Origin of the sequence: Kitasatospora nipponensis (assembly GCF_039528135.1) — a bacterium.
In the GTDB taxonomy this organism is placed as follows: Bacteria; Actinomycetota; Actinomycetes; order Streptomycetales; family Streptomycetaceae; genus Kitasatospora; species Kitasatospora nipponensis.
Map to the genome: position 1 here is coordinate 44,000 of NZ_BAAALF010000035.1, position 12,032 is coordinate 56,031.

General features: G+C 75.9%; 10 protein-coding genes. 2 read left to right on the forward strand and 8 right to left on the reverse strand.

The genetic code is table 11. From position 1 onward, the window contains the following. Both ABD323_RS13060 and ABD323_RS13065 read left to right on the forward strand, forming a co-directional pair. The coding region (locus ABD323_RS13060; protein WP_344441598.1) for an ATP-binding protein at positions 1-2,946 on the forward strand (2,946 nt) is incomplete at its 5' end. Positions 2,947-3,626: 680 nt separating this feature from the next. After that, positions 3,627-3,866, forward strand: coding sequence for a hypothetical protein (locus ABD323_RS13065; RefSeq protein WP_344441600.1), 240 nt, complete (start codon positions 3,627-3,629; stop codon positions 3,864-3,866). Positions 3,867-4,261: 395 nt separating this feature from the next. Here the strand turns inward: ABD323_RS13065 and ABD323_RS13070 are convergent, their stop codons facing one another. The 8 genes from ABD323_RS13070 to ABD323_RS13105 all read right to left on the reverse strand — a co-directional run. Beyond that, positions 4,262-4,924, reverse strand: a complete 663-nt coding sequence (locus ABD323_RS13070) for a hypothetical protein (protein ID WP_344441601.1) — start codon at positions 4,922-4,924, stop codon at positions 4,262-4,264. A gap of 18 nt (positions 4,925-4,942) precedes the next feature. Beyond that, a complete protein-coding gene (locus ABD323_RS13075; protein WP_344441602.1) occupies positions 4,943-6,238 on the reverse strand; it encodes a 2-isopropylmalate synthase in 1,296 nt (431 codons plus the stop codon). Positions 6,239-6,470: 232 nt separating this feature from the next. Then, positions 6,471-7,469 (reverse strand): WD40 repeat domain-containing protein, encoded by a 999-nt coding sequence (locus ABD323_RS13080; RefSeq protein ID WP_344441603.1) that lies wholly within the window; start codon positions 7,467-7,469, stop codon positions 6,471-6,473. 91 nt (positions 7,470-7,560) lie between these two features. After that, the gene (locus tag ABD323_RS13085) at positions 7,561-8,124 is read right to left on the reverse strand and encodes a hypothetical protein (RefSeq protein WP_344441604.1); all 564 of its coding nucleotides are present in this window, start codon (positions 8,122-8,124) and stop codon (positions 7,561-7,563) included. 158 nt (positions 8,125-8,282) lie between these two features. Then, entirely contained in the window at positions 8,283-8,834 is a 552-nt protein-coding gene (locus tag ABD323_RS13090) for a hypothetical protein (protein WP_344441605.1), read from the reverse strand. Then, a complete protein-coding gene (locus tag ABD323_RS13095; RefSeq protein ID WP_344441606.1) occupies positions 8,831-10,279 on the reverse strand; it encodes a DUF58 domain-containing protein in 1,449 nt (482 codons plus the stop codon). The genes ABD323_RS13090 and ABD323_RS13095 overlap by 4 nt, the downstream gene beginning before the upstream one ends. Further along, positions 10,276-11,235 carry an AAA family ATPase gene (locus tag ABD323_RS13100; RefSeq protein WP_344441609.1) on the reverse strand — a complete coding sequence of 320 codons (960 nt, stop codon included), beginning with the start codon at positions 11,233-11,235 and terminating at the stop codon, positions 10,276-10,278. Before ABD323_RS13100 ends, ABD323_RS13095 begins: the two co-directional genes overlap by 4 nt. A gap of 219 nt (positions 11,236-11,454) precedes the next feature. Next, on the reverse strand, positions 11,455-12,032 hold a 578-nt coding region (locus ABD323_RS13105; RefSeq protein WP_344441607.1), incomplete at its 5' end, for a hypothetical protein.

Sequence of the window (12,032 nt, forward strand, 5' to 3'; positions counted from 1 at the left end):
GTGGGGGGCCCGGCCCCCCCCGCCCTGGTGGCGGCCGCCCGCCCGGGGCGTCCGGCCGATCCGCTGACCGATCCGCCGGTCGACCGGGGCAAGGACGGGACGGTGCTGCTCGACCGGAGCGAACAGCTCGCCGCGGTGGAGCTCGCGGCCGCGCAGGCCCGGGCCGGTCGGGGCGCGGTGGTGCTGGTGCGGGCCGGTGCGGGGCTGGGCAAGACCTCGCTGCTGAACGCTTGGGGCTCGGCCGAACAGGCCGGTGGGATGCGGGTGGTGCGGGCCGACGGCGGCGAGCTGGAGCAGGACTTCGCGTTCTCGGTGCTGCGGCAGCTGATCGAACCGCTGCTGGCCCGGGCCGATCCCGCCGGGCGGGAGCGCCTGCTGTCGGGACCGGCGCAGTTGGCCTCGTACGCCTTGCAGGTGGTCGGTGCCGACGGGGGGCCGAGCCTCTCGCCGGAGGCGTCGCTGGGTGTCCTGCACAGCCTGTACTGGCTGGTGGTGCACCTCGCCGACGACGGACCGCTCGCGCTGGTGGTCGACGACGCGCACTGGGCGGACGCGCCGTCGGTGCGGTGGCTGGAGTACCTGGCCCGGCGGGTACGCGGTCTACCAGTCCTGCTGGTGCTGGCCGCGCGCCCGGACAGTCGGACGCAGGTCGAGCCGCTGCTGGAGCGGATCGCCGGCCAGCCGCACTGTCGGCCCGTCGAGCTGCCGGCGCTCGCCGCCGACAGCGTGGCCTCGCTGGTGCGGACACGGCTGGGCACGGACGCCGATCCGCGGTTCGCCGCCGCCTGCGCCGGGGCGACCCGGGGCAATCCGCTGCTGCTGCGCGAGTTGCTGCGCACGCTGGCCGAGAACGGGGTCAGGCCGGCCGGCGATCAGGCGTTCGTGGTGGAGGAGTTCCGGGGACGGATCCTGGCGGGCACCGTGGTCAAGCGCCTGGCGGGCGAGCCGGAGCCGGTCCGCCTGCTGGTCCGTGCCCTGGTGGTGCTGGGGGACGGCGCCGGCTGGCAGGTCGTGGCCGAGCTGGCGGGGTTGGGCGAGGCGAGGGCCAGGGAGCTCGGCCGCCGGTTGCAGCGGATCGGCGTGCTGACGCCCGGTGAAGCGCCGCGGTTCGAGCACCCCCTGGTCCGCGCCGCGATCGCCGAATCCCTGCTCGGGCCGGTGGAGTTGGCCGACGGACATGCCCAGGCGGCCGAACTGCTCCGACGCGAGGGGGCGCCCGGGGCCGAGGTGGCGGCCCATCTGCTGCTGGCCGAACCCAGCGGTGAGACATGGCGGGTGGACGTCCTGCGGCAGGCGGCGCGGGCGACCCGCGGCCGAGGGGCGCCGGAGGTCACCGTGACCTATCTGCGCCGCGCCCTGCGCGAACCGATGTCGGTCAAGGAACGCGGCCCGCTGCTGCTGGAGTTGGGCGCGGACGAGATGCAGGTCGACGTCGGCGCGGCCCGGCACCGCCTGGCGCAGGCCTCGCAGGCGCTGACCGACCCGTACTCCCGGGCCCAGGCGGCCCACCTGCTCGCCGACGCACTGTTCCTCGAGCAGCAGCACGAGGACGCCGTCGACGTGCTCGCCCGCGCGGTGGAGGACCTGCGGGAGACGGACGACGGCAGCGGGCTCGCCCGCGAGGTGTCCTGGTACCTCCAGGCCCAGATGCTGCTGATCGGCTACGACCAGCTGTCCACCCTGCCCGCCGCCCGGCTGCGGGCTGGGCGGCTGCGGGAGCACCAACTGGCCGGCGACACCCCCGGGCAGTGCGCGGTGCTCGCCGCGCTGTCCGTGGCGGCCCTCAGCGGCGACGGCAGCGCCCGCGTCGCCGACGACCTCATCGACCGGGCGCTGCGCGGCGGGCTGGCGGGCACCGACCAGAGGCAGATCCTGCTGAGCCTGGCCGGACTGTCCTTCGTGGCCACCGACCGGCTCGACGACGCGGCGGCGCAGTTCGACCGGATCGCCGAGGTGGCCGGGCGCTGGGGCTCCTTCCTCATGGTGTCGGCGGCGCTGACCTGGCAGGTGTCGATCAGCCGCCACCGGGGGCGACAGCTCGCGCTCACCCCGGACTTCGGGCACCCGGCGATGACCGAGGAGGGCATGGAACTGCGGGTCCGGACCGCGATGATGACCCAGGTGGGCGAGTCGCTGATGGAGCGCGGCGACCTGGCCGGTGCGGCGCGGGCACTGGCCCCGGACGCCGACAGCGACCGGGTGGGCTGGGCGTGGCAGGGCCCGATGGTCCTCGTCCGCGGCCGGCTGCACGCCGCGCGGGGCCATCCGGCCGCCGCGCTCGCGATCCTGCTGGAGTACGGCGCGCAGGAGCGGTGGGCCCGGGTCACCAACCTCGCCCTGGCGCCCTGGCGCTCGCAGGCGGCCCTCGCCCACCATGCGCTGGGGCAGCGGGAGGAGGCACTGCGACTCGCCGCCGAGGAGTTGGAACTGGCGCACCGCTGGGGCACCGCGCGGTCGATCGGGGTGGCGTCGCGCTGCCTGGGCGTCGTGACGGGCGGGGCCGAAGGAGCCGCCCTGCTGCGCGAAGCCGTCGCCGTGCTGGAGCGGTCCCCGGCCCGACTCGAGCTGACCCGGGCCCGGTACGAGCTCGGGATCGCCCTGGCGCGCACCGGCGAGGCCGATCGGGCCCGGCAGAGCCTCGCCCGGGCACTGGAGCTCGCGCAGGCGTGCGGCAGCGTCCTGCTGGCCGGCCGGGCGCGTCGGGCGCTGACCGAGCTGGGCGTGCGCACCCGCCCGGTGCCACTGCCCGCCCCCAGCCTGTCGATGACCGGGCACCGGGTGCTGGAACTGGTCGGCGCCGGCCACAGCGACCGGCAGATCGCCCAGGCCCTGCTGCTCACACCGCAGGACGTGACCGTACTGATCGGCCGGGCGGCCCGCGCCCTGGGCGCCACCGGTCGGGCCGACCTGGCCGGCCGCGGGCAGGGCATCGCACCCGCGAGCTGAACTGCCCCGGTCTGGTGAAGACGCCGGCGTGCCGATCCGGTCCCCGGGCGAGGGGAGGTGAGGGCACCGCGCCCCCGCCGTGACGGCTGTTGCGGTGTTCGGGCCGGGGCGGCGTGTGCCGCGGCGCCGGCCGCGGGCCCTCCCGCGCTCCCCGGGCGGGCGCGGGCGCGGCGATCAGAGGTTCTGAAGAACGCCCCAGGGGATTCCCGCCTCGATCTCACATGACGGCTCGTCAGCTCGACTGGCGGGCCATCTCTGCTTGTCCGGTCACGGCCGCCGGGCCGGGTGTTCCCGCCTGTCGGCCTGGCGAGGGCCCGACTGTGGCGTCGGGCGCACCGACTCCCACGGTCCGGGGTCGGCGGCGAGCGAGGCGGAGGTAGCGGCGGCGGCCGGTCATGACGAGTCGGGCGGAGAAGCCTCGGACCCTCCCGCTCGTGAAAGCGCGAGGCTAAGCTCCACTTCCGGCTGCCGGAGGCGGTCTCGGGGATGTGCCTGGACAATCCTGGACAATGTGGGACGGGTGCCCCGGATCATGGGGGGGAAATGAGCACGGAAGACCTGGCGAGGACCACTGACGCAGTGCCTGGTGCTGCAGCCCGAACAGCGGTCAGCGCCTTCGCCATCGCGGCGTCAGCACCGCCCTCCAGCACGCCCAGGCATACGGAGAGTCAGGCGGCACCGTGTTCAGCACCAGCAGCGTCCAGCTCAACTGCGGCCGGGGCGACCTGCTGGTGTCCGTGGTCGGCACCAATACCGGGACCGCCCCGCAGTTCACCCCCGAATGGCAGTCCCTGCCGGTCCTGAAACTCTCCTCCTACCAGCTGTCCACCGCCTACCGGACCATCCCGGCGGCCCAGTCCTGTGCCGCCACCGGGCTCACCACCGCCCAGTGGGGTGCTGTCGCAGTCACCTTCCGGTGAGGGGGTGCGCATGCGCATGCAGGCCCGATCACCACGGCGCATGGCCGGCGCATCGACGCGCTGCACCGAGTGAAGTCACGAAAACCGCGAAAGGCCGTTCCCGCAGCACTGGCGGGAACGGCCTACGGCCGCACGAACACCGGCCGGAACTACGGAGCCTGCTCCCACGACCCCCACACCCCGGTGACCCTGATTCCTTCCGTCCCTGCTGAGCAGCGGGCGGGAATTCCTCGGTCACGAGCCGCGGATCAGGCTCTCTCTACGTCTTTTTCCCCATAGGCACCTCGCGAAGGTCGCTGTGCCGGTCAACTGTCCCGGCAGATTCCAGACTACTCCGGGTCCCCGATGTTCCGGGCCGTCGCGGATGGGGGCGCACTCCTCGCCACCCGGCCCCCTCAGCGGGCCGACCCCGTGCGCAGGAGCGCCAGGTAGCGGGCGGGGTCGGACCCGTGGGCCCGGTCCTGGGCGCCGGCGCGGACGTGGGTCAGGTCGCCGTCGGGGGCGATGCGCAGCATGGTGGTGGCGGCGTGCGGGGTGTCGCGGCGGCGCAGGGCGTCGGCGTCGGTGACCGGTACGTCGGGCCCGAACATCGCCGTGGCCTGCGGGGCGGTGGCGGCGGGTGGCCGTCCGGTGCGGTTGGCGCTGCTGACGTACAGGCGCGGGAAGCGGCCGAGCAGCGGGGCCAGCGGCTGCCAGCGGGCACCGAAGAGCAGCAGGTGGCCGTCGCGCAGCGCGGGGGTCGCCCAGGCCGGTGGCGTGGTGTCGGCGCGGACGGGGACCAGCAGGGTGACCAGGTGGTCGCGCAGCAGGGCGAGCGCGTCGCGCCGGGCCGTCGGCGACAGGTCGAGGTCCGTCGCGAGGTCGGTCCAGGTGGTGTCGTCGTGGACCCACAGGGCGACCTCCTGGTCGACGGGACGGCCCTTGGCGTGGTTGACGGCCTGCGGCGTGGTGGCGGCGACGACGTAGGTCAGCGGGCTGGGGTTGGGCAGGATGACGGCCCGCCCGGCCGCCAGGGCGTGGGCGGCGGTGCTGGTCTCGGGCAGGGCGGTGGCCGGCATGGTGGGGTCCGTTCGGGGTCAGCGGTCGGTGACGGTGGTGGCGGGAGCGGCGGCGGTGGGAGCGGCGGCGGTGGTGGGAGCGGCGGTGATGGCGGTCAGGCCGTCGAGGTAGGCGGCGAAGTCGGCGTCGTCGACGACGGCCCGGCCCAGCCGGTAGGCGCGGTCCTTGGCCCAGGCCAGGGCGGTGCGGGTCTGCGCCGGGTCCAGGTGGTGACCCAGGCGCTCGGCGACCGCGCGCAGCACCCGCCCGCTCGCGAGGTGGGTCAGGACGACGGTCGGCGCCAGGCCCAGCTGCTGCTGCGGGTCGTAGGGCTGGAAGGTCCGCGGGTGGGTGAAGGGGGTTCCGGTGGAGATGGTGGCGACGCCGGTGCCCACGACGGGTGTGGTGACGGTGAGCGGGACGCCGGTCTCGGCGGACACCATGCGCGCGATGCCCGGCAGCCGGGTCAGGTCCGGCTCGGTCCACCACGGCTCGCAGCCGGGACCCAGGACCTGTTCGGCCTTGGCTCGGTCGTGCGCGAGCAGGAAGAGCAGCTGCTCGGTGGCGGCCATCCCGCTGCGCTCGGCCATGCCCAGCCACGAGCAGGCCGCCACCCGTACCCCGCTCTCCAGCGCCGCCAGCGTGTTGGCCAGGCCGAGGCCGAGGTCGTTGTGCAGGTGCGAGACCAGGACCGCCTGCGGCCCCGCGCCGGCCGCGACCCGCTGGAACAGGGCTCGCGTCCGGCCGGGCAGCAGGTCACCGACGGTGTCGGCCAGCACGATCGTGCCGGCCCCCCGGGCCGTCATCAGCCCCGCGTACTCGGCCACCAGGGCGTGGTCCGCGCGCGGTGCGTCCACCAGGCAGACGTCCACCGCGATGCCGTCCGCCGACTCCACCGCCTCCTTGACCACGTCCAGTCCCGCGTTCAGGGCCGTCCGGGCGTCGCGGTGCACCAGCGCCTGGGCGGTCGCCTCGGAGGCGGCCACGATCACCATGATCCGGGCGTGCGCCGCGCCCCGGACCGCGCTCAGCGCCAGCCGGACGTCCTGCGGCGTGCCGCGGCAGATCGCGGACGGGCTCACCGAGTCCTGAGCCTCCAGCGCCACCTGCCGGGTCGCCTCGAACTCCTGCCCGCAGACCGAGGGGAAGCCGGCCGCGAAGACCACGTGCCGGGGACCGTCCACCCCGAACACCGCCCCCTGCTCCCGGGCCAGCCGGACCCGGAAGTCGGCGCTCATCAGGGTCTTGGCCTGCGCGCCGTCCCGCGCCGACTCCTCGAAGAGCACCACCCGCCCGGCCCTGGCCGACTCCCGCACCACGTCCCCAGCGGACACTGTCCAACCCCCTGTTCTGGCACGGCACCTGGGCACCGTGGTTGGTGAGGATCCGGTGCGGCGGGTCACGCACCGCCCGCAGCCCACGACCCCGACGAGTGGCGCGACCGGACCGCACCGGATCAACTGATCAGCCGAGACGGGACAGTAGCGCGGCGGCCGTCACCGGAGGGGGAATCCCCCGCTCCGCCTCCGGCCGGCCTGCCGGCATGAGATCATGACCCCTTCGACTTCAACGACCGGTACGGAGCCGGTTCGGGCCGCCCACGGTCAGGTCCCACACCCGGACCGTCCCGTCCTGGCCGGCGCCGATCACGTGGGGCCGGCCGTCGACCACGACCGTCGTCACCGCCCGCACCTTGTCGGTACTGCCGGTCAGCGGCTCGCCGACCCGCCCTCCGGTGGCCGGGTCCCACAGCAGGAGCCGCTGGTCCTCGCCGCCGCTGACGATGCGCGGGCGGCCGTCGATCGTCACCGTGTCCAGCGCCAGCACCCAGCCGTCGTGACCGGTGAGCGGCCGGCCGAGCTGCCGCCCGCCGGCCAGGTCCCAGACCCGCACGGTCTCGTCCTGGCCGCCGCTGACCGCCACGGGCCGGCCGTCGAGCACCACGGTCGCCACCGCCCGCACCGCGCCGGCGTGACCGGTCAGCACCCGGCCGAGCTGCTCACGGGTGGTCAGGTCCCAGACCCGCAGCGTCTCGTCGTAGCTGCCGGTCACCGCGACCGGTCGGCCGCCGACCTCCATCGTCGCCACCGCCCACACCGGGCCGGTATGGCCGCACATGGACCGGCCGACCTGCCGCCCGGTGGTCAGGTCCCAGACCCGCACGGTCCGGTCGGCGCTGCCGGTCACCGCGACGGCGCGACCGTCGACCACCGCGGTCGCCACCGCCGGCACCCCGTAGGCGTGGCCGAGGGGGTCGCCGAGCTGCCGCCCGCCGGCCAGGTCCCAGACCCGCACGGTCCGGTCGGCGCTGCCGGTCACCGCGACGGCGCGACCGTCGACCACCGCCGTGGCCACCGCCAACACCTCGTCGGTGTGGCCGGTCAGCGGCTCGCCTCGCTGTCGACCGGTGGTCAGGTCCCAGACCCGCAGCGTCTCGTCGTAGCTGCCGGTCACCGCGACCGGGCGACCGGCGACCTGCGCCGTCGCCACCGCCCAGATGGGCTCAGCGTGGCCGGTCAGGCGGGTGACTCCCCCGGTGACGTCGGCTCGCGGATCGTCGGACATGACCCGCACCTTAGGGGGTCGTCCGCCGCGGCACTGCGGCAGGAGGGCGATGACGATCCGCCCCGCTGGAGTACTGCGGCCATGCGGACGATCAGACCGGCGGCCGAGAGCGGGTGCTCCCCCCGCCATGGGCGCTGGGGCCCGCCCGGCCGGCCGACGCGTGATGAGCCCGCAACGCGGGTGACCACCGCCGGCCAGCGGAAGGTGCAGTGCCGATCAGCCCCTCCCGACCGGATCGGATCGGAGGCGCGGGTGCGCCGACGCGGAGCGCTCCGACGGGGTGGCCGGTGCGCGGCCACCCCGCCGTCCGCCCGCCGTCCCCCGCCCCCCCCCCCCCCCCCCCCCCCCCCCCCCGTCCCGGGTTGCAGGTGACCTGCGCCATGGACTGCCAGATGGTCGGGCTGATCCGGATGGCGATCGGGGCATGGGTCAGCGAGCACTGGGTCGCGGTGGTGTAGCCCGCTGCCGTGGCCTGGGCGTAGGCGCTGTTGATGGCGGCGCTGTTGGAGAGGTACGGGTTGTTGCTGAAGGCGTTGCCGACGAAGACGGCGTGGCCGGTGACGGCGGCCTGGGCGCCGGCCGGCAGGGCGCCGACGGTCAGCAGGAGGGCGCCGGCGGCAAGGGTGGTTCCGAGTGCGCGCTTGAGGACGGTCACGATGAGGCCCTTCGGGGGATGGTGGCTCCTCGTTCCGAGGAGCCTCGACTTCGAGCATCCGGCCTCGACTTCGAGGATCTGTGGAGCCTCGGTGCACATCGGATTCCGCGTTCAGGGTCCGCCGCCTCGCCCCGCCCCGCCCCTCCACTGAGCGCCGGTCAGCGGCGTTCCCAGAGCGTCAGGCCGACGGCCAGGGCGGTGACCGTGACGCCCAGGGTGGCCAGCAGGCGGGCCAGGTCGGAGTCGCCGGTCGGGGCCAGGGCCGCTGCCAGGACGAGGGCGGCGGCCGCGCAGGAGGCGAGCACCGCGCCGGGGCCGACCGGGAGGTGGGCGTGGGTGCGGGTGTCCACGTGGAGCAGGTAGCCGAGCAGCAGCGCGCAGGTCATCGCGGCCGACCAGGGGCCGGGGTGGGTCAGCGCCGCCAGGACGACGGCGGTGGTGGCCAGCACCGTGTTGCGGTGCCGGGCCAGTTGGCGGTGCAGGCGGGCGGAGGTCCGCAGGTGGCGCGCGGTCACCGGGGGCGCCGCCCACCAGGCGAGGGCGAGCACGACCAGCGCGGGCACCAGCCGCACCGCCGACGAGCCCCGCAGTGCCGCCGGGTCGAGCGCGGAGACCAGCAGGGCCCCGCCGAGCAGCCGTGCGGGCAGCTCCCGGCCGCGCAGCCGGGCGGCGAACGCCCCCGGGTCGGTGGTGGTTCCGGTCGTCGTCATCGGGTCCTCCCCTGGATCCGTCCGCGCAGCAAGGGGGCGAGCACCAGGTCGAGGGTCTCGCCCGGGACGTGGCTGACCACCGGCACACCCCGGTTGCGCAGCGCGAAGCGCATCGCCTCCCGGTCGGCGCGCCACAGCCGCAGCGCCAGGGCGCCGACCTCGTCGTCGGCCTCGACCTCCGGGTCGCCGGTCGGGATCTCCACCACGACCAGCGGGTTGCCGCGGTCCGCCAGGTCACCCAGTACGTCCAGGATCCGCTGGTCGGCGAGCGGGGTGACGGCGTAGACCAGCGCGCCGGGCGGCAGGGCGGCCGGCGGCAGGCGGTGCAGCTCGGGGGTGCGGTAGGCGAGGTCCTTGCGGACCTCCAGCACGCTCTCCACGATCCGGTAGAAGTGCTGGCCACCGGTCCTGGCGCGCAGCCAGCGGGTGGTGCCGCCGACCGAGACCACGCCGACCCGGTCGTGCTTGCGCAGGTAGCCGCGGGCCAGGCCGGCGGCGGCGCGCAGCGTCTCGTCCAGGGTGGAGGCCCCGGTGTCCGGGTCCCGGAAGTCGCCCAGGGTGTCCAGCAGGACCACCGTGTCGGCGGCCCGCTCGGCGGAGAACTGGTTGATCTGGATCGACCCGCGCCGGGTGGTGGAGGGCCAGTGGATGCGCCGCTGGCGTTCGCCCCAGACGTGCGGGCGCACCCCGGTCACCTCCACCCCCTCGCCGTTCTGCCGGGTGGTGTGCTCGCCGAGCCGCTCCGGCAGCCGGACCGGGATCGGGGTGAGGCCGGCGGCGGTGGGCACCGGGAAGACCTGCACCTCGCCGAGCTCGACCCGCACCGTGCGCCGGGCCGCGCCGCCGCTGTCGTACAGGTCGACGTCGGCGGTGCCCAGCGACCAGCGGCCCCAGCGGGCGGCCGCGAGCACCAGGTCGATGGTGGCGCGCCCGGCGCCCGGCGCCTGCGAGGCGTTCTCCTGCGGGCCGACCGCCTGCGAGCCGATCTCCTGCGGGCCGACCTCGCGGCGGCGGAGCTCCTGGGAGACCAGGGTGACCCCCGGGCCCAGGGTGAGCGCGGAGTCGATCAGGCCGCCCTCGCCGTCGTGGTCCAGGGTGATCCGCACCGAGATCCGCTCGCCCTCGAAGCAACGGGCCGGCTCCGAGACCGCGGTGGCCGACAGCCGGGTCGGCCGGTCGCGGCCCGGCGCGGCCAGCGCCAGCAGCACGGCGGCGGCGATGAACAGGCCCAGCAGCCAGGCCTGCCCGGTGAGCAGCGCGGCCGCCGCGGCCACGGTGGCCACCGTGAGCAGGCGCAGGGTGCGCTCACCGGCCCGCCAGCCCGGCGGCGGCGGGGCGGGGGCGAGGAAGGGGGCCTCGTCCGGCAGGCCCGGGCGGCTCACGCCGGGCGCACGGGCGGGCGCGCCGGCGGCTGCGCCCGGGGCGGTCGGGGCGGTGGCGGTCATGACGCGGTGGCGCCGCTCGCGGCGGCGGTGACGGGCGCGTCCGGCACGGTCGAGGGGGTGGGCACCTCGGCCACCAGCCGGGCCAGCACGTCGTCCGCCTCCACCTGGCGGACCCACAACTCCGGCTTGAGCGTGATCCGGTGGGCCAGCGCGGGCACGGCCACCGACTTGACGTCCTCCGGCGTCAGGAAGTCGCGCCCGTCCAGGACGGCGCGGGCGCGGGCCAGTTGCACCAGCGCCAGGCCGCCGCGCGGGGAGGCGCCGACCTGGATCTGCGGGTGGTCGCGGGTGGCGGTGATCAGCGCCACGATGTACTGGACCAGGTCGTCGGCCACCTCCACCAGCTCCAGCGCGGCCCGCATCGCCAGCACCTGGGCCGGGTCGCTCAGCGTGCGCAGGGTCGCCTCGGGCGCGGCCCGGTCGATCCGGGCGCGCAGCATGGCGGCCTCCAGGCCGGAGTCCAGGTAGCCCATCCGCACCCGCAGCAGGAACCGGTCCAGCTGGGCCTCGGGGAGTGTGTAGGTGCCCTCGTACTCGATCGGGTTGGCGGTGGCGATCACCACGAACGGGTCGGGCAGCGGCCGGGTGGTGCCGTCGATGGAGACCTGCGACTCGGCCATCGCCTCCAGCAGGGCGGCCTGAGTCTTGGGCGGGGTGCGGTTGATCTCGTCGGCCAGCAGCAGGTGGGTGAAGAGCGGACCGGGGCGGAAGACCATCTCGCCGCTGCGCTGGTCGTAGAAGGGCGCGCCGGTGACGTCCGAGGGCAGCAGGTCGGGGGTGAACTGCACGCGGCGGAAGTCCAGGCCCAGCGCGGTCGCGAAGGAGCGGGCCAGCAGCGTCTTGCCCAGGCCCGGGAGGTCCTCGATCAGGATGTGGCCGCCGGCCAGCACGCCGAGCATGACCAGTTCGAGCGCCTCGGGCTTGCCGACCACGGCACGGCCGATCTCGTCCAGGATCTCCCGGCCGAGCTTGCCGGCCTGCTGGGGGGTGAGGGCCGGGGCGGCCGCGTCCGCCCGGTCGCCGGTCGCGGCCCGGTGGGCCGGCCGATCGGTGGTCAGGGCGGCGGGCTCCACGGGGCGCTGGTCGGTGGTCACAGGGATCCTCACGGGACGGGGTGAATGGTCGTGGCGCGCCGGAGCGCGTCGGGTCGGTGCCGCGGCCGGTGCCGCGGTCCCTCAGAGCGTTTCGAGGCGGTCGACGAGGATGCGCAGCGTCTTCGGGGCCACGGTGACCCCGGGCGCGGCGTGGTCGGGGTCGATCCAGGGCCAGGCCTGCGGGCCGATCACGGCCGCGGCCTTCGCCTGCTCGGTGTAGAGCGAGAGGCCGTGCCGCTCGGAGAGCCGTGCGGCGTACAGGCGTTGCAGCTGTGGGCGGAGCGGGTGCGGGTAGCCGTTCTCGTCCAGGCCGTTGCGCACGGTCCAGTACCACTCGCCGAGCGCGGGGGCCCGGCTGCCCATCAGCCGTACGCTGCGCCGGTAGCCGCTGTCCTCGGCGGCCGCGCCGCTGACGTAGCGGGCGATCAGCAGGGCGGCCGCGCCGAACAGGGCCAGGCCGCTGCCGGCCGCGGGCAGGGCGCCGACCAGCGCCAGGGCGACCTCGGCGGCCAGCGCCACGGTGCCCAGCGTGCGCAGGGTGTGCCGCGCCGAGCCCGGCGCGGACCCGCGCGGCACCCCGGCCCCGGCGGGGGCCAGGCCGCGCCCGACGCGGTGGTGCCTCGCGGCGGCCCGGGCGGGGGGGGTGGGGGGGTTGGAGG

Excerpts from the sequence above, each read along its gene's own strand:
- ABD323_RS13090 (WP_344441605.1), bottom strand. The coding sequence starts at position 8,834 with ATGACGACGACCGGAACCACCACCGACCCGGGGGCGTTCGCCGCCCGG.
- ABD323_RS13080 (WP_344441603.1), bottom strand. The coding sequence starts at position 7,469 with ATGTCCGACGATCCGCGAGCCGACGTCACCGGGGGAGTCACCCGCCTG.
- ABD323_RS13070 (WP_344441601.1), bottom strand. The coding sequence starts at position 4,924 with ATGCCGGCCACCGCCCTGCCCGAGACCAGCACCGCCGCCCACGCCCTG.
- ABD323_RS13095 (WP_344441606.1), bottom strand. The coding sequence starts at position 10,279 with ATGACCGCCACCGCCCCGACCGCCCCGGGCGCAGCCGCCGGCGCGCCC.